This is a genomic window from Aeromonas australiensis (genome assembly GCF_000819725.1).
GTDB lineage: Bacteria > Pseudomonadota > Gammaproteobacteria > Enterobacterales > Aeromonadaceae > Aeromonas > Aeromonas australiensis.
In genome coordinates, this window is sequence record NZ_CDDH01000046.1 from 77,640 (window position 1) to 95,627 (window position 17,988).

The window sequence follows — 17,988 nt, forward strand, 5'->3', positions numbered from 1 at the left end:
CCATGAATATCAAAACGCTGTTTCTCGCCAGCCTGATGGTGACGCTTCCCGCTGCCGCCAATGCCCAGTCACAGAGCCAGACGCTGATCTTTGGCGGCACCATCTACAGTGGTGATCCGGCGAACCCTCACCCGGAAGCGGTCGGCATTGAAGGTAAAAAGATAGTGGCAGTCGGCAGCTATCAGGAGGTCAGTGCCCGCCTCGGCAGCCATGCCAAGCGTCTTGATCTGAAAGGAAAGTACCTGATGCCGGGGCTCATCGACAGCCATGTTCATGCGGCATTTGCCGGTTTTCAGGGGATGACGGTTAACTTTCCCGATGCCATGAATGAGGTTGAGCAGGTGCAGCAATTTCTGACCCGCAGCAAGGATGATCCCCGCCTGACACTGGGCGATGTAGAGCTATACAGCAATGTCTCCCTCGACTACTGGCATCAGCTTCCCCTGCTCGATCAGGTGTTCAATGGCCCGCAATACCAGCAAATACCCGTAGTGCTGGCCGGTTCGGATGCCCACACCGGTTGGGCCAATCAGGCCATGCTGCGCAAGGCTGGCATTGATGCTGGCTCCCTTGGCGGTCGTTATGCTCCGCTGAAAGGCAATTTTGGCCTCACCCCATCCGGCAAGCTCAATGGCTTTGCCTCGGAAGGCGGCTGGGATGCCATCCTCAAGGCGCTGCCCCCCGTCAGCGACGAGACGATTGCCAGTGCCATCATGACCGCCGCCAAACAGCTCAATGAAGTGGGCATTACCGCCTGGATGGACCCTATCAGCAACATTCGTCCCCTCGCCCCTATCTTCAACGCCGAGCCGGATCGCCGCGATACCGGCCTGCTGCCGGCGTACAGCATGCTCTCCCGGGAAGGCAAGCTGACCGGGCATGTATCCGCACTGGCACTGGTGGGGATACATGCATCACCCGCCATCATTGATGACGTCTTGGCGCTGCAACAGCAGTTTCAAGATGCACCGGACGTGAAACTGGTGGGGATCAAGATCCTGCAAGATGGGGTCATCGAGTATCCATCCCAGACCGCCAAGTTGAGCGAGCCCTACCTCAATCGCCCCGGTTACAGCGGCAAGAATGATCTGGACAAACAGCGTTTCAACGAGCTGATCCGCACCGCGGATGCCCACCAACTGATCGCTCATTTTCATGCCATCGGCGATCGGGCCGTCCGTGAATCCCTCGATGCCATCGCCTATGCCCGTGCTCACAATCAGGATCAGCGCCTGCTGCACAGCATCACCCATCTGGAGGTGGTGAGCCCGGTTAGTATTGCCCGCTTCAAACCGCTCAATGTGGCCGCATCGATGCAGCTGTTGTGGGCCGGTAAAAACGTGGCGACCACCCTGCTGCTTGAAGGAAAAGTGCCCCCGGCACTACTGGCCCGCCTCTATCCGGCAGGCAGCTTGCTGCAAAGCGGCGCCATTATCGCCGGTGCCAGTGACTGGCCGGTCTCCAGCCCCAACCCTTTCCTCGCCATGTATACCGCGATTACCCGCCAAGGGGAGCTTGGCTTGCTGCCCCCCGCCAGCGAGCAGATCAGCCGTCAGGCCATCTTGCAGGCCTATACCCTCAACGCCGCCAAGGTCATTGGGCGGGAGAAGGAGATTGGCTCCATCAGAGCAGGCAAAAGTGCTGACCTGATCTTGCTGGATCGCAATCTGGAGCAGGTGGCAAGCGAAGAAATCAAAGAGACCAAGGTGCTCTGGACCATGTTCAAGGGCAAGCAGGTCTATTCAGCCCTCTGACACCGAGAGAACAAACAGGCCCGTACTGCGGGCCCGTTGGCAAGATCACGACAAGGGTATGGCATGCAGTAAACAACCGATAACGACGGGATTAGCGGCTTGTTTCCGTCAGGTCCTTGTCCATCCAGTATTTGGAGCCGGAGATATTGGCATCGAGCAGCAAGCCCTTCTCGCCAATCTGGTAGATGGCCATGCCGCCGTTGTATTTGGCGGTCAGCTCGGCGCTCTCCTTGCCAGCTACCACACCCACTTCGGAAGTGGCCTCCCACCCCTGGGTCACGAAGGCATCGAATCTGGCCTTGTCTTCAAACAGGATCACCTGCTGATAGAACTTGCCGCCGAGCCCGGCCGCCAGACCTGCACCAAACATCTTCATATAGGTGTGCTTGCCGGTTTTACGATTGACCGCCACCCCGGCGCCCTGATTGGTATGCAGCATCAGGGAGAACTTGCGTGAATCGAATACTGCGTAGCCATACGCCTTGTCAAACAACAACTTGGCTGACTGTTGTTCATTGAAGAGGCGCACCAGTGCAGTATCGGCCATGGTGTTGAGCGCCACCCGTGCCTCTTGCGGGGTTTTGGGCTCCAGCATCTCGTCGAGCTTCTTGTCGGCTACCACCAACCACTCCTTGCCAGTGGCAATACTCTTGTCGGTCCAGACCCCGGCGGTGTTGAACGCCTCTTTACCCCAGGCAGAGATGGAGGCCCAACTCTTTTTGGAGAAATCGCTGACATCCTGCCACACCTCCTTGCTGGTCTCGCTCACTGCGGTGCCGAGATCAGCGGCTGCGGCCTTCAGTTTCTCCCAGTCGGCATGGCTGGGTGACACCGCCAGCGTCAGTAACAGGGCGAGCAACCAGTTACGCTTATTCATTTTTTCACTCCCGTATTGTCGAATATCTGGGTTCCCCGGTGCGATCCCCTACAACAGGCTACCCGGTGAAAATCACTCCCGCATTATCGGAAGGGAAATCCAGCCAAGCAATTATTGAGTCCTTTTTATCCCGCCACAGCCCGACAGCAGCTAACAAAAAGGCTGCTCATCAAAGAGGAGCAGCCTGGTTAAGCACAGTAAAACCGGACGGACTTATTCGACCATCATCACCTTGCAGGTGTTGGTGCTGCCGACGGTTTCCATCTTGTCACCGTGAGTCAGCAACACCATGTCGCCACTTTGCAGCAAGCCTTTGGCCTTGAGCACATCCAGTGCATCGCGGCATATCTCGTAGACCGGCTTGGTCTCGTCGCCATCAAACAGCACAGGGGTGACACCGCGGTAGAGATTGGTCCAGGCGAGGGTCTTGTTGTGAGGCGACATGGCGAAGATCGGCAGGCCGGAGCTGATGCGGGACATCAGCAGCGGAGTAGTGCCAGATTCAGTCAGTGCCACAATCGCCTTGACCCCTTCCAGGTGGTTGGCCGCATACATGGTCGACATGGCAACAGCCTCTTCAACGGAAGTGAAGGTGTAGCTCATGCGGTGGTTGGAGACGTTCAGGCTCGGGTGCTTTTCCGCACCGACACAGACGCTGGCCATGGAGGTGACGGTTTCGATGGGGAACTGGCCGGCCGCAGTTTCGGCTGAGAGCATCACCGCATCGGTGCCGTCCAGTACGGCGTTGGCCACGTCCATCACCTCGGCACGGGTCGGCAGCGGCGCGTTGATCATCGACTCCATCATCTGGGTGGCGGTAATCACCACGCGGTTGAGACGACGGGAGTGGCGGATCAGCTTCTTCTGTACGCCAACCAGTTCGGGGTCACCGATCTCGACCCCCAGATCGCCACGGGCCACCATGACCGCATCGGAACCGAGGATGATATCTTCCATCGCTTCGTCAGTGGCGACGGTCTCGGCACGTTCCACCTTGGCCACGATCTTGGCATTGGAGCCAGCTTCGCGAGCCAGTTCGCGGGCGTAACGCAGATCATCACCGCAGCGCGGGAAGGAGACGGCCAGATAATCCACGTTCATCAGCGCGGCTGTCTTGATATCTTCCTTGTCTTTCTCGGTCAGAGCCGGAGCAGAGAGACCGCCCCCTTTCTTGTTGATCCCCTTGTTGTTGGAGAGCGGCCCGGCCACGGTCACCGTGGTGTGAATGCGGGTACCTTCAACCTGCTCGACTTTCAGCTGCACACGACCATCGTCCAGCAGCAGGATGTCGCCCTGTACCACATCGTCTGGCAGGCTCTTGTAGTCGATGCCAACCTGCTCCTGACAACCCTCCCCCTTGCCGAGGGCCGCATCGAGAATGAACTTGTCACCGATGGCCAGATAGATTTTGCCATCCTTGAAAGTGGAAACACGGATTTTCGGGCCTTGCAGATCTCCCATGATGGCGACGTGACGACCGAGCTTGGCAGCAATGTCACGCACCTGATTGGCGCGCAGGATATGGTCTTCAGCAGTGCCGTGAGAGAAGTTCATCCGCACCATGTCGGCCCCGGCGCGGATAATCCCTTCGAGGATCCCTTCGCGGTCGGTTGCCGGACCGAGTGTGGTTACAATCTTTGTACGTCTAGGCATGAAAGACTCCAATATGAAGTTGATATGACTTGAAATTCTGCCCCATCAAGCTCAAGGCTCGATGCACCGGTTTGCCAACCATCTGGGTGGTTTTTGTTATTAAATTACAATACTACACCAAGGCGGGTGGCATAGACAGTCGGGGGGCGGAGCCCCCGACGGTTCAGGAAGAGTGCGGGGTGTCGAAGCGGGATTCACGCAATCCCTCTTTCACTTTCTTGAGATTTTCGCGAAATTTCATCCCCCGGCGCAGAGTAAAACCGGTCGCCAGCACATCCACCAGCGCCAGCTGGGCAATGCGGGATGCCATCGGCATATAGACATCGGTATCTTCCGGCACATCCATGGAGAGCACCAGATTACACTCGCGGGCCAGCGGAGAGTCCTTGGCAGTCATGCCGATCACGGTGGCGTCGTTCTCGCGGGCCAGCGCGGCGATCTCTACCAGCGCCTTGGTGCGGCCGGTGTGGGAGATGAGCACCACCACATCCCCTTCGCTGCTGTTGATGCAGCTCATGCGCATCATGACGATATCGTCAAAGCTCACTACCGGGATGTTGAAACGGAAGAATTTGTTCTGGGCATCGCGGGCAACGGCGGAGGAGGCGCCAAGACCAAAGAAGCTGATCTTCTTGGACTGGGTCAGAATATCCACACAGCGGTTAATGGCAGAGATATCCAGGCTGTTTTTGGCGGCATCCAGACAGGCCATGGTGGATTCGAAGATCTTGGCGGTGTAAGTGTCCGGCCCATCTTCCGCTTCCACATGACGATTTACATAAGGTGTGCCATTGGCCAGGCTCTGGGCAAGATGGAGTTTGAAATCAGGAAAGCCCTTGGTATCGAGACGACGGCAAAAGCGGTTGACGGTGGGTTCACTGACGTCGGCCATCTTGGCCAGGGCGGCGATGCTGGAGTGGATGGCGGTCTGGGGCGACGCCAGGATCACTTCGGCAACCTTGCGTTCTGATTTACTGAAACTTTCCAAGTTATTCGTAATTTTATCAAGGGTATTCATCATCACCACCAGGCGTTTTTGTAATTTAGCTTCAGTGTCTTTGCACTCAATCTACGGCTAAGCAAGTTTCCATTCAAGCCAAGGACTATACAAGACAAGCGGTTATCGCAACTAACGCCTACCATACAAAGTATGACTCATCTCTAATTATTTCGTACTTTTCGTTACAAAACGCCACTTTACCGTGAAATCGCTTACAAATGTTGCAAAGCAACAACATTGTGAGCAGGCGCACGTTTGTATCGATCCAGCGGGTGGGCAAGCCTGAGCTCGGATAGAATGGGCCGTCATAATCCAACAATAATCTCGGGACACCAGAGTCGTCCCCATCCTGTAACGAAGGAGTTGTTATGCAGCATACCCATGCGCTGGTCGGCGATGTCGGCGGCACCAATGCGCGTCTGGCCCTGTGTGAGCTGGCCACCGGTGCTATCTCTCAGGCAAAGACCTACTCAGGTCTGGCCCATCCCAGCCTTGAAGCCGTGGTACGCCTCTATCTGGAGGAACACAAGGTTCAGGTGGCTGAAGCCTGCATCGCCATCGCCTGCCCCATCAAGGGTGACTGGGTTGCCATGACCAACCACAGCTGGGAATTCTCCATCAGCGAAATGCAGAGCAATCTCGGGCTGGCACGCCTGCAGGTGATCAACGACTTTACTGCGGTCTCGATGGCGGTGCCGGTATTGGCTGAATCGGATCGCATCCAGCTGGGGGGGGGGGCACCGGTGGCAGGCAAGCCCATCGCCATCTATGGGGCGGGCACCGGCCTTGGGGTCGCCCATCTGGTCAAGGCGGGTGAGCAGTGGCTGAGCCTGCCGGGTGAAGGTGGCCATGTGGATTTTGCCGCCAACAGTGAAGAAGAAGATGCGGTGTTGCAGGTGATGCGAGGGGAATTGGGCCATGTCTCGGCCGAGCGTTTCCTCTCCGGCCCGGGTCTGGTCAATCTCTATCGCGGGCTGGTGAAATCTGATGGCCGTGAGCCAGAGCCGTTTGCTCCCAAAGACATTACCGAACGCGCACTGGCCGGGGAGTGCCTCGATTGCCGCCGCACCTTGAGCCTGTTCTGCGTGCTGATGGGTCGCTTTGCTGGCAACCTGGCCCTCAATATGGGTACCTTTGGCGGGGTCTATATCGCAGGGGGCATAGTGCCACGCTTTCAAGAATTCTTTACCGGCTCCGGTTTCCGGGTCGCCTTTGAAGACAAAGGCCGTTTCAAGTCCTACCTCAAGGAGATCCCGGTGTTCCTGATCACCCACGAAGGGCCGGGACTGCTCGGTGCGGGCGCTTACTTGCGTCAGTCGATGGGGATCACTATCTGATTGAAGAGGGGGCGAGGCGGGATCATCCATGGTTCAGCCCCGATTCAGTGTGAATGACATAAAGTAGCTGCACGTAACCAAGAGGGTTGTGCTCCACAAGGAGTGGAAAGCGACTCTCATCCGCTGGATACGTTTGTCACCTGACAAGCCTGAACTATTTCAACCGGCCTTTTGGCCGGTTTTTTTTATCTCTGACATCCGGGCTTACTGGGCCAGCGCCTTCAACTGCGTCTTGTCGGGCGGATTGTTCCAGTCAATGGGGCCGTGGGTAAAGCGGTACTGCAACCGTGGCAGGCTGGTCTCCAGCCACTCTTCCCGAAAATAGGCATAACCCTGATCCCAATCCGGATCATTGGCCCAACCGGTCTGCAAGAAGTAGAGGCGAGTGCCTTGCCCTTCCGGCACAAAACGCAGACAAACCTGGGTTTTTTGCTGGCGGATATGAGGCAGGCAGGGCGGAAAATTCCAGCTAAAACTGAGCAGGTCATAGGGCATGACAGCCATGACCCGGCACCCTTCACTGCCACGCTCGCCCAAAGGGGCATCAGGCCTGAAGTAGATCTCGAAAGGGCCATTCGGCTCGGCCACCATCAAACATTCGGGAGCCAGAAAACTGCGCAGACCGCTTTCGGTGGTCCAGGCGTGCCAGACATCGTCTATGTGCGCCGGAACAAATATGTTGCCTTCAATCTGTTTATTGTCCATAAATCAGCGATCCTCAAGCCATCCATACAGGGGACTCCGGCAGTATAGCCCCATGGCAAATACAATGGACAGGGCTTAATCACCCCCATGTCATTTGCTGCAGATTAACTTGCCGCTGTGCGGCTGCCTCAGCGAACAGTGGCTTGAACCGGGAGGAGATCATGATCCGGCGCATGGAAGAACACGACATTCCCCAACTGGCCCGGCTGTTTTTAAAAAGCCGCCGCCACACCTTTCACTGGGTCGATCCCTCCCTTTTCCAGCTTGAGGATTTCGAGGCGCAGACCAAAGGTGAACTGGTGTGGGTAGCCGAACAGGGGGGCAATATCTGCGGCTTTATCGCCATCTGGCAGCCCGATCACTTCGTCCATCACCTCTATGTGTCAAGCGACTGGCACGGCCAGGGGATCGGGCGCGCCCTGCTGGAGCGGGGCCTCGCTGATTCGCCGCACGGCTCACTCAAGGTTGCGACCCGCAACACGGCGGCGGTAGCCTTCTACCATCGGCTGGGCTGGCAAAACGGTGATGAGACAGGCCACTGCGAGGTCACCGGCCCCTGGTGCAAGTTGCTTAGAAACTAGCGGGAGACCCGGCACCAGCACGTTGCAGCTAAGCATGCCCCGCGCTGCCTTGGAAAGGCCAGCAGTAGAGAGCGGGCCATCTCGCTGGGCAAGCAAGCCCTCGTACACCGGCTCGCACTGGAAGGTCATCCCCTCGGTTTCGATTCATCAGTACCCCAGCGTGATTGGCCTGCGCATATTGGGTCAGCACAAAATCTATGCATGGCAATTAAAAACAACATTACTACCAGAGCTGGTGGAAAAAACGACCGACATCCCGCGGCATCGTGGCCGTAGCGGATCACCGCAGCGCCAATGGAGAAGACGCGGTAGCGCCCCCCTTAACGGTGTGAGCTAGTGATACCCAAGCACAAACGGCTCGGGCACGGCATATGACCGTACTGGCGGCCAGATGAGCTACTTGCTGGAGTTTGCTGTAATGCCCCACGAGGTGGCTTCAGGGAAGCGATGGAGCATATGGCGCTATTCCGGCGGTACATATTGCATATCGTAAAACAGTACAGTTGTGATACTCGACATCAGGACAAGCTAAAAGAGCCGGCAGGCATGACGATAACCGGGCTCAGTTTTTTTTGGTGAAAACTATCAATAGCTTGTGCTCTCACCCTGCCGCTGATTCAGTCCCGATACAGCCGGGATGCATTAGGATTCGAATTGACTCGAAGCGACATACAATTTCTAATTGACAGCCTGGATCCCTATGACCGCTCACATCATGAAAATTCTGTTGGTCGAAGACGACAAGCTGCTCAATCACCACCTCTCCTCTCTGCTGACCGAAGCCGACAACCAGGTCTACAGCACCGACCAAGCGGGGATTGCACTGCACTACGCCGCCGACTATCCCATTGATGTGGCCATCATCGACCTCGGTCTACCCGATATGGACGGCCTGCAACTGATCCGGCAACTGCGCGAACGGCAGATCCCCTTCCCCATCATTGTGCTGACCGCCCGTGGCAACTGGCAGGACAAGGTCGAAGGACTGGAAGCAGGTGCTGATGACTATCTGGTCAAACCGTTCCAGAAAGATGAGCTGCTGGCCCGCCTCAATGCGCTGCTGCGCCGCAGCGCCGGCTTTATCTCCCCCAAAGTGAAGGCCGGTGATTACGAGCTGGATCTCTCCCGCAAAGAGCTGACCATCGCCGGAGAAGTGGCGGTGCTCACCAGCTTTGAATACCTCATTCTGGAGTACCTGATGCGCAATGCCCGTCAGGTGGTCTCCAAGCAGCAACTGCTCGACCAGCTCTACGGCGATGGCGAAGGGGATCCCAACACCATCGAGGTGATGGTGAGCCGCCTGCGCAAGAAGCTGGATCCGGAGGGGACGATTCAACCCATCTCCACCATCCGGCGTCAGGGTTACATCTTCAACCTCTCCTGTAACTGATGCAGTTTCATCTGCCGCGCCCTATCAAGCTGATCCGCAGCTCACTGCACATCAAACTGCTGCTCAGCTCGCTGCTGGTCATCGCCCTGAGCATGGGGTTTGCCGTCTACGCCCTCTATCTTGGCCACGTCGAGGAGCAGACCCAGAAAGCCAGCGCCCGGATGCAGGAGAACCTGGCCAAACTGTTTTCCTCCACCGAGCCGGATGACAAGGGGTCGAACGATGAGCTGGGGCGGATATCCCGCGATGCAGGGGATCGCAACCTTGATACCCTGATCTGCCGCGCCGATGGCGATCTGGTCTGGTCGAGCCTCCATATGCCGGAGGTGATCAAGGCCAAACCGACCATCTGCGGCGATCTGATGAAGTATCTGGGGGGGATGGATCTCGACTACTTCTTCAAGAAGCACACCATCAAGAACGGCGAGAGCTACTTCGTCTACAGCCTGCGGTTTATCCGCAATCCCGGCAGCGGCACCACCGCCTACTACGTGGTGATGATCGACTCGGCCAAACGCTATCACGAAGAGTCCCGCACCTACCTCTACCAGACTGCCAAACAGGCGCTGCTCGCCTATATGCTGCTGGCCGGGCTGCTGCTGCTCACCACCTTCTGGAGCCTCAGCTCCCTGCGCACCATCGCCCGTCAGATCGACGATATCCGGTCCGGCAAGCGTGATGACCTCTCGAGCGATTTTGAGCGGGAGCTGGCCCCGCTGACCGACTCCATCAACCAGTTGCTGGAGAACGAACGCCAGCAGACCCAGCGCTACCAGCACGCCCTCAACGATCTCGCCCACAGCCTGAAAACCCGGCTGGCGCTGATCCAGATCACCACCCGGGAAGTGAAGCTGGGGCGGGAGATCCACGCCAACATCAACGAGCAGATCCTCACCATGGATCAGATGATCCAGTATCAGCTCAGACGGGCGGTGACTGGCCGCCAGCGCCTTGCCAGCAAGGGTACCGAACCGGTGCCGCTGATTGAAAAACTGCTGGCCAGCCTGACCAAGGTTTATCGCCACAAGAAGCTGCAAACCCACTTCAAGTTCGATGATGATGCGCTCTTTCACGGCGAACAGGGGGACCTGATGGAGCTGATGGGTAACCTGCTCGACAACGCCTGCAAGTTTGCCATCAGCGAAGTGAAGGTGACGGTGCGCCGTCATCTCGAGCGGCTGCGCATCGAAGTGGAAGATGATGGCCCGGGTATCGATCCGGCCAAATCGGAACAGATCTTCCAGCGCGGCGTGCGGGCAGACAGTTCACCCGGTCAGGGCATCGGTCTGGCGGTGGTGACCGAAATCGTCCACAGCTATGGCGGCCAGATCCGGGTCGATGAATCCCCCCTCGGCGGCGCCCGCTTTACCCTGGATCTTCCCTGACACCAGATAGGCCCGACCACGGGCCCTCTGCCACCCGCTGCACTGCCCTACCCAGGGTTAAATACTCCTGCCTGACACCACCCAATTCAGCAATATGCTATCGAGATGCTTGAGATGTGAGGCATCTCGGTTAAGCTATGGCCGACTCGTTTGTTAACCATTTGATGGACCTGTAATCGCACTATGGAAAACATGTTTGAAAGATTGATGTACGCATCCCGCTGGATCATGGCCCCCATTTATCTTGGACTCAGCCTCATACTGCTGGCACTGGGAGTGAAATTCTTTCAGGAGATCCTCCATATCCTGCCCAACATACTGGAGATGAAAGAGGTGGATCTGGTGCTGGTCACACTGTCGCTGATCGATATCACCCTGGTGGGGGGACTTATCGTGATGGTGATGTTTTCCGGCTATGAGAACTTCGTCTCGCGCCTCGATGTCGGGGATGAGAGCGACAAACTGGTGTGGCTCGGCAAGCTCGATGCCGGCTCCCTGAAAAACAAGGTCGCCGCCTCCATTGTCGCCATCTCATCTATTCACCTGCTCAAGGTGTTTATGAATGCCGAAAATCTCCCCAACGACAAGATCAAGTGGTACCTGCTGATCCACATCACCTTTGTCCTCTCGGCATTCGCCATGGGCTACCTCGACAAGCTGACCCGCAAATAGTAGCCAGCCTGCGATAGACGATATGCCCGATAACACGACATGGATCGGGCATATCGTGCGACCACTCTTCACAGTCGAGGCCACTATGATCCGCCCATTATCTGCCACCGATCTGGACGCCGCCGTCGAGCTCTGGTATCAGGCATCGGTACAAGCCCACGACTTTATTCCCGCCGCCTTTTGGCATGAGCAACAGGCAGCGATGCGGGACATCTATCTGCCCGCCAGCAAGAGCTGGGGTTATGAGGAGGATGGACAGCTACTGGGCTTTATCTCCTGGTATCAGGGGTCTGTTGCCGCGCTCTTTATCTCCCCGGACCACCAATCACACGGGCTGGGTCGCCAACTGCTCAAACACCTCAAAGCCCAATATGACCGGCTCGAGTTGACGGTCTATGCCGAAAATGAGCAGGCGCGGCGCTTCTATTCCCGCAACGGTTTCAAAGAGGGTGAGCAGCAGTTGTGCGAGCATAGCGGTCGCCCCGAGCTGGTGATGCATTGGCAACGGGATTAAGCGGGTTTCCCATAGCGATGGCGAGCACGCTTTGCCTGTTTTGTGGCCGCCTTGAATGCCATGACAGCATTCTCTACAATGACCCACTTTTTATTCATTTCGGGTTATATCGATGAGCGATACCAGCACCAAACCGGCTCTGCCGGATCACCTCTCCTGCAATCCCCGCAGCCCTCACTATGTGGCCGCCTGCTTCGAGCACCCGATCGGTATTCGCCTGAACGGCAAAGAGCGCACCGATGTCGAGGAGTACTGCATCAGCGAAGGTTGGGTGAAGATCCCCTCCCCCAAAGCGCTGGATCGCCGTGGTCAGCCCATCCTGATCAAGCTCAAAGGCACCGTTGAAGCCTTCTATAGCTAATCAGCGCGCTGCTGCTTGATAAATAACAAGGCCACCCTCGCGGTGGCCTTGTTGTTTGCATCGTTAAACCAACATGTAGAGAGGCAAGAAATCGCTGATTCAGCGCCGATTTCCCCCAATAAGCAGACGCTGGATAAGAACCTTCTCATTGGCATTGCAATTCTGCTTTATCTTCCAGAAACCATGAGATCCAGCGCCGTTTAGAATTGAGTACAAACCCCTCACTCTCTTTAATCCCCTCGGTAATATACCCATCAACTGAACGATTATCTCTCTGTGCAGAAAATCGCCATTCATCACTTCTGACTCGCTCGCCGTTGATCAGTGCCGTGCTTAACGTTGGACTCATCACAATAATAGTTAACCCGGTGACAGTATCGATCCCCAAACCACTCTTCTCTATCTGCCCCACAGCAACAGGCACTTTGATTGAGCAGTGCTGGCCTGCCTGATTAGTCGTTGTATAAACGCCTTCCCCTACCCGCCCCTGCAACCACAGCAGCTCACCTTGAGTCAGACGATCCACCTGTAATATACCCATCGCACCGGTTGGCAAAGCGTGAGGATTCATGGTCTCTGCAGAGAGCATTGATCCAAAAAATATCAGCAGAAAAAGGGAATATTTCATGATGTCATCTCCTCTGAATAATCTGATAACTTCCCTGATCTGGATAGCAAATAAACAAGTATAAATGGGCCCGCCAAAGGGATAAAAAATACCCAGCCCCACCAGCCAGAGCGACCGATATCATGCAAGCGCCGAATGATGATCGCGATCATGGGGATGATGCTCGCCACCTCATATAGCGCATCAAACCAGCCAACACCGTTCAGGGCGATATCAAACCAGATAAGACTTAGCGTTATCAGCACATGCAGCAGCATAAATAGCCAGAACTCCTGCCTCGTAGAGCAACCGCTACAGTCAAATGCACGTCGCCACGCAAGTAGATAGAAAAAAAACATGTGATTACCTTCCATGTGATTGGGGTAACTCATGTTGCTGACTAACCACAATCAATACGTCCTAAAACCGGTTCAAGGACGGACTGCAACCTGTCTTTGTCCATGGGGCTCTTCTTGCCGGGCAGCAAAAACGCTATGCTGGCTCGATATCTTCAGTAGATGACTGCGACCAACTCAGGAGCAATGATGCTCGCCATTCCAGTACCGTTTTTTGTCTCATTCTTGCTGGGATTACTGGCGGTAACCCTTCATGTTCGGCTGGCAGAACAAGCCAGAATGGCATCTCTTTTCCTGATGCTTTGTGCCGTGACAGTGGGGCTGGTCGGATTGCGCTGGACATTCAATATTGCGCTCTTTGCTCTGCTCCAACCAATACTTGCCTCGCTCATACCGGTTGCCGCCTGGTATGCCTTTACCCGAGCGAGTGGCGAACCCGGAAAATCTTCTTATATACATGCAATAGCCCCGATCACCGTCATTATCGGTGTGGCGACCCACTCCATGCTGATGTTGCCACTGGATATTATCCTGACTGCTACTTATCTCTTTTATGGCGTTGCACTGGTACGTTACGCCGCGCAAGCACCGCTGTTGCTTTATGTCTCTTTCAGTCACTGGGAAGGGGTTAAACGAGCAGAAAATATTGCGGGCTGGATGTTGCTTTTTTCAGCACTCATAGATGGCGCCATTTCTATCGACTTTGCGATAACGCAAGGGCAGAACTCACGATATATTCTCACGCTGGGTCACCTGTTCCTATTACCAGTACTAGCGTTGGCAGTTGCCACTGTGGGTGTTAATACTCCGGTAATGGATACTCATACAAGCGAAATGCAATCAGAGTTAGATGACGAGGCGAAAAATGAACCTCTGATGACGGAAATACGAGCCAATGAAATTGCCACCTCGCTGGATAGATTGATGCAGGAAAAATCATCTTATCTTGACCCAGAGTTAACGCTAGCCACCCTTTCCAGAAAGCTCTGCATTCCAGCCAAGCAAATTTCGATCGCCATCAATCAGGTACACCATAGAAATATCTCCCGAGTCATCAACGACTATCGTATTGAACATGCCAAGCGCGCCTTGCTGAGCAGTGACGAGAGTATTACCCAGATTATGATGAGCTCAGGTTTTCAGACCAAATCCAATTTTAATCGCGAGTTTTCTCGCATTACCGGGATGACTCCCAGTGCCTTTCGCAAACAACAAGGCTGTGACATAACTCAGACTTGAATCTCTCAACCTGTAGCTAACAATAAGGCCACCCTCGCGGTGGCCTTATTGTTTCCGGTATTGGTGCTGGCGTCAGCGTTATCTAAGCGGCAACCACCAGCCCACATTTCTCGCTGGGCAGCTCTTATACCCCCAAGCGGTCGCGCAGGGTGTACCAGGCGGCGCCCGCGGCGGTGAAGGGGATGCGGAACAACCGACCACCCGGGAAGGGGTAGTGCGGCAGTTTGGCAAAGGCATCGAAGCGCTCCGCCTGACCGCTCAGCACCTCGGAGAGCAGCTTGCCCGCCAGATGGGTACAGGTGACGCCGTGGCCGCTGTAGCCCTGCATGTAGTAGATGTTGGGGCCGATGCGACCAAACTGCGGCAGCCGCGACAGGGTGAGCAGGAAGTTGCCGGTCCAGGTGTACTCCACCTTGACGTCGGCCAGCTGCGGGAAGGTCTTGAGCATCTTGGGGATGATCAGCCGCTCGATATCCGCCGGATCCCGCGCCCCATAGACCACGCCGCCGCCATAGAGCAGCCGGTGATCGCCGGAGGTACGGTAGTAGTCGAGCAGGTAGTTGCAATCCTCCAGACAGTAGTTCTGCGGCAGCAGTGAACGGGCCCGCTCCTCCCCCAGCACTTCGGTGGCGATCACCTGGGTGCCACAGGGCATGCTCTTGCTGGCCAGTTCCGGCACCAGATTACCGAGGTAGGCGTTGCCCGCCACCACCACAAAGCGCGCCTTCACCGCCCCCTTGGCGGTCTTGACCAGTGCCGGCTGCCCCGGGGTGATGCTGGTGACGGCGGACTGCTCGAAGATCTGCCCCCCCTGGATGCGGATGGCTTCCGCCTCCCCCAGCGCCAGATTGAGGGGGTGAATATGGCCGCCGCTCTTGTCGAGCAGGGCGCCGACGTAGCGATCGCTCGCGACCACCTCGCGCACCCCCTTGGCATCGAGCAGCTCCAGCTGGTCGTTGCCCCACTTCTGCCAGCGGGCGTATTGAGATTTGAGCTCGTGGAACTGTTTTTCGGTCTCGGCGGCAAAGACCCCCCCCTCCTGCAGATCGCACTGGATGTTGTAGCGCTTGATCCGCTCGCGGATGATCTGGCCCCCCTCAAACAACATGGAGCCGAGCAGCCTGGCCTGATCCGGCGGGCAGTTCGCTTCTATGGTGTCAATGTCGCGGCTGTAGGAGTTGACGATCTGGCCGCCGTTGCGGCCGCTGGCGCCAAAGCCGACCCGGGCAGCTTCCAGCACCACCACCTTGTAGCCCTTCTCCACCAGATGCAGGGCGCTGGAGAGGCCGGTATAGCCCGCCCCGATGACGCAGACATCGCACTCCAGCTGCTCGGTCAATGTCGGATAGGGCGCGTGTTTATTCGCGCTGGCTGCGTAGTAACTGTTTACATGTTCGGTCATGATCCCTGTTTCCTTACCGGTTCGGTTGCCAAACTACTGCCTAGATTAAAAGCTCGCCGGGGTGTGGGCGCTGACGATGCGACAGGTCTGCCCCGACGGATTGCTGAAACTGTGGGGCTCGCCGGTGTCGATCACATAGCTGTCGCCCGCCTCCAGCTGATAACTCTGGCCCGCCACCGTCAGGATCACCGACCCCTCCAGCACGGTGCCGACCTCCTCCCCCAGATGGGTCACCTGACCGCCGGTATCGGTGCCGGGGGGATAGGTCTCCAGCATAAAGCCGAGCTGGCGGCGGTTGTTGCCGTTGTGCACCAGCTTGAGAGAGACCCCCTGACTGCCCAGCTCGATAAGCTGATCCGCCTTGATCACCACCTCCGGAGTGCGGCTCTCCTCCTCGGCGAAAAAGCGCGACAGCGGCAGGCCATAGATGGTGAGCAGCTTTTGCAGGGAGGCCACAGAGGGGCTCACCTTGTCCTGCTCGATCATGCAGATGGCGCCATGAGTCAGGCCACTCAACTCGGCCGCTCGCCGCTGGGAGAGCCCCAGCTGATGGCGTACCGCCGCCAGCCGTTCCCCCATGGTGCGCGCCCCGGTGTCAGCCCCACTCAACGGTCGAGCCACGCCCTCCCGGCTCTGTGGCCCGCTCATGAAAGGCCCCCTGCTGCGCCATGTCTGCATCCTTGCATCATCAGCCTCTCCTGCTTGCCCGTGATCGCATCGGATCAGGCGCTGCCTGTTTACCCTGCTGGTTAAAATAGCCAACCAGCTTTCCCTTGCCGTTCACTATGTTACACAGCACAACCGTTCATTATTTTGCACACCTGATTTACCATTCACCGGCCGTCTGCCCACTTGCAGCCTGCAAGCGAACCGGAGAAAGCGCGCTATACAGCCCATTTTCTAGCATGGCGCCCCCCAGCAATTCAAATATATTTAACACTTGAAAAACATTTCAGCTCAAATTATGGTCTTCCTGTGCTTATTATTTTATACGGCAGCGGCGCAGGAAGGGTCGGCTCACTCCGGCAACCAGCTGCTCTGACCCACATTCGAGGCTTCTCATGTCAGGAACAACATCCCACTCCAGCTTGATCACATCCCGCGCCTATATAGATGGACAGTGGTGCGAGGCCGCCAGCGGCCGATCCTTCGAGGTGACCAACCCCGCCAGCGGGGCCGTCATTACCCAGGTGCCCAACATGGATGCCGAGGATACCCGCCGCGCCATCGCGGCCGCCCACGCGGCGCAACCCGCCTGGGCGGCGCTGACCGCCAAGGAGCGCAGCAACAAGCTCTACGCCTGGTTTGCCGCCATCACTGCCCACAGCGACGAGCTGGCCCGCATCATGACCTGCGAGCAGGGCAAGCCGCTGGCAGAAGCAAAAGGCGAGGTGGCTTACGGCGCCAGCTTTATCCAGTGGTTCGCCGAGGAGGGCAAGCGCGCCTATGGCCGCACCATCCCGGGCTTTAGCGGCGATCGCCGGTTGGCCACCATCAAGCAGCCGGTCGGGGTGGTCGCCGCCATCACGCCGTGGAATTTCCCGATAGCCATGATCACCCGCAAGGCGGGCCCGGCGCTGGCCGCCGGTTGCACCATCGTCATCAAGCCCGCCGCCGAGACCCCGCTCTGCGCGCTGGCGCTGGCGCTGCTTGCCGAGCAGGCGGGCATCCCCGCCGGGGTCATCAATATCGTCACCAGTCATCAGGCGAGCGCGGTAGGCAACGAGCTGTGCAGCAATCCGGTGGTGCGCAAGCTCTCCTTCACCGGTTCGACCCGCATCGGCAAGCTGCTTATGCGCCAGTGCGCCGACACCATGAAGAAGCTGTCGCTGGAGCTGGGTGGCAACGCCCCCTTTATCGTCTTTGACGACGCCGACCTCGACGCCGCGGTGGCCGGGGCACTCGCCTCCAAATACCGCAACGCCGGGCAAACCTGCGTCTGCGCCAACCGGATACTGGTGCAGGCCAGCGTCTATGACGCCTTCGCCGAGAAGCTGACTGCCGCCGTCAGCGCCTTCAAGGTGGGAGATGGCATGGCGGAGGGCACCCAAATCGGCCCGCTCATCAACCCCGCCGCCGCCAGCAAGGTGGCCGAGCTGGTGCAACAATCGGTCGCCGCCGGTGCCGAAGTACTGCTGGGGGGCGAAGCCCACCC

The 17,988-nt window shown here is 57.2% G+C and carries 17 protein-coding genes and 1 pseudogene; 10 read left to right on the plus strand and 8 right to left on the minus strand.

Annotation, left to right across the window (positions count from 1 at the left end; translation table 11 throughout):
* The first annotated feature begins 2 nt into the window (after positions 1-2).
* Positions 3-1,754 (plus strand): amidohydrolase, encoded by a 1,752-nt coding sequence (locus BN1117_RS07035; protein ID WP_040096032.1) that lies wholly within the window; start codon positions 3-5, stop codon positions 1,752-1,754.
* A gap of 91 nt (positions 1,755-1,845) precedes the next feature.
* On the opposite strand, the gene befA is transcribed toward BN1117_RS07035, so the two are convergent.
* The 3 genes from befA to BN1117_RS07050 form a co-directional block, all read right to left on the minus strand.
* Positions 1,846-2,631 carry a beta cell expansion factor BefA gene (gene befA, locus BN1117_RS07040; protein ID WP_040096034.1) on the minus strand — a complete coding sequence of 262 codons (786 nt, stop codon included), beginning with the start codon at positions 2,629-2,631 and terminating at the stop codon, positions 1,846-1,848.
* Positions 2,632-2,844: 213 nt separating this feature from the next.
* Positions 2,845-4,284 (minus strand): pyruvate kinase, encoded by a 1,440-nt coding sequence (pyk, locus tag BN1117_RS07045; RefSeq protein ID WP_040096035.1) that lies wholly within the window; start codon positions 4,282-4,284, stop codon positions 2,845-2,847.
* A 163-nt stretch (positions 4,285-4,447) separates the two neighbouring features.
* A complete protein-coding gene (locus tag BN1117_RS07050) occupies positions 4,448-5,302 on the minus strand; it encodes a MurR/RpiR family transcriptional regulator (protein WP_167334817.1) in 855 nt (284 codons plus the stop codon).
* A 347-nt stretch (positions 5,303-5,649) separates the two neighbouring features.
* Here BN1117_RS07050 and glk point away from each other — a divergent pair.
* A pseudogene (gene glk, locus BN1117_RS07055) lies at positions 5,650-6,621 on the plus strand (glucokinase); the annotation flags it as partial.
* 204 nt (positions 6,622-6,825) lie between these two features.
* On the opposite strand, the gene BN1117_RS07060 reads toward glk, so the two are convergent.
* Positions 6,826-7,326, minus strand: coding sequence for an SRPBCC family protein (locus tag BN1117_RS07060; protein ID WP_040096039.1), 501 nt, complete (start codon positions 7,324-7,326; stop codon positions 6,826-6,828).
* Positions 7,327-7,487: 161 nt separating this feature from the next.
* Here BN1117_RS07060 and BN1117_RS07065 point away from each other — a divergent pair, with 161 nt between their 5' ends.
* The 6 genes from BN1117_RS07065 to BN1117_RS07090 all read left to right on the plus strand — a co-directional run bounded on the left by BN1117_RS07065 (position 7,488) and on the right by BN1117_RS07090 (position 12,229).
* Complete coding sequence (locus BN1117_RS07065; RefSeq protein WP_040096040.1) at positions 7,488-7,907, plus strand: GNAT family N-acetyltransferase; 420 nt, start codon at positions 7,488-7,490, stop codon at positions 7,905-7,907.
* Positions 7,908-8,622: 715 nt separating this feature from the next.
* On the plus strand, positions 8,623-9,297 hold the full coding sequence (locus BN1117_RS07070; RefSeq protein ID WP_040096062.1) for a response regulator: 675 nt from the start codon (positions 8,623-8,625) through the stop codon (positions 9,295-9,297).
* Positions 9,297-10,682 carry an ATP-binding protein gene (locus BN1117_RS07075; RefSeq protein WP_040096042.1) on the plus strand — a complete coding sequence of 462 codons (1,386 nt, stop codon included), beginning with the start codon at positions 9,297-9,299 and terminating at the stop codon, positions 10,680-10,682. Before BN1117_RS07070 ends, BN1117_RS07075 begins: the two co-directional genes overlap by 1 nt.
* Positions 10,683-10,874: 192 nt before the next feature.
* The gene (locus tag BN1117_RS07080; protein ID WP_227096060.1) at positions 10,875-11,354 is read left to right on the plus strand and encodes a TIGR00645 family protein; all 480 of its coding nucleotides are present in this window, start codon (positions 10,875-10,877) and stop codon (positions 11,352-11,354) included.
* Between the two features lie 85 nt (positions 11,355-11,439).
* A complete protein-coding gene (locus BN1117_RS07085; protein ID WP_040096043.1) occupies positions 11,440-11,868 on the plus strand; it encodes an N-acetyltransferase in 429 nt (142 codons plus the stop codon).
* Between the two features lie 112 nt (positions 11,869-11,980).
* Complete coding sequence (locus tag BN1117_RS07090) at positions 11,981-12,229, plus strand: DUF3297 family protein (protein ID WP_005338226.1); 249 nt, start codon at positions 11,981-11,983, stop codon at positions 12,227-12,229.
* Positions 12,230-12,374: 145 nt separating this feature from the next.
* On the opposite strand, the gene BN1117_RS07095 is transcribed toward BN1117_RS07090, so the two are convergent.
* A complete protein-coding gene (locus BN1117_RS07095) occupies positions 12,375-12,857 on the minus strand; it encodes a hypothetical protein (RefSeq protein ID WP_040096044.1) in 483 nt (160 codons plus the stop codon).
* On the minus strand, positions 12,854-13,228 hold the full coding sequence (locus BN1117_RS07100) for a DUF805 domain-containing protein (RefSeq protein WP_342027634.1): 375 nt from the start codon (positions 13,226-13,228) through the stop codon (positions 12,854-12,856). Before BN1117_RS07100 ends, BN1117_RS07095 begins: the two co-directional genes overlap by 4 nt.
* Positions 13,229-13,381: 153 nt before the next feature.
* Between BN1117_RS07100 and BN1117_RS07105 the strand changes: the two genes are divergently transcribed.
* A complete protein-coding gene (locus BN1117_RS07105; RefSeq protein ID WP_040096049.1) occupies positions 13,382-14,431 on the plus strand; it encodes a helix-turn-helix domain-containing protein in 1,050 nt (349 codons plus the stop codon).
* A gap of 124 nt (positions 14,432-14,555) precedes the next feature.
* Here BN1117_RS07105 and BN1117_RS07110 read toward each other — a convergent pair whose 3' ends face one another.
* Positions 14,556-15,833: an NAD(P)/FAD-dependent oxidoreductase gene (locus BN1117_RS07110; RefSeq protein WP_040096050.1), complete on the minus strand. Its 1,278-nt coding sequence runs from the start codon at positions 15,831-15,833 to the stop codon at positions 14,556-14,558.
* A gap of 45 nt (positions 15,834-15,878) precedes the next feature.
* A complete protein-coding gene (gene puuR / locus BN1117_RS07115) occupies positions 15,879-16,481 on the minus strand; it encodes an HTH-type transcriptional regulator PuuR (RefSeq protein ID WP_040096055.1) in 603 nt (200 codons plus the stop codon).
* A gap of 413 nt (positions 16,482-16,894) precedes the next feature.
* Here puuR and BN1117_RS07120 point away from each other — a divergent pair.
* On the plus strand, positions 16,895-17,988 hold a 1,094-nt coding region (locus BN1117_RS07120; protein ID WP_040096064.1), incomplete at its 3' end, for an aldehyde dehydrogenase family protein.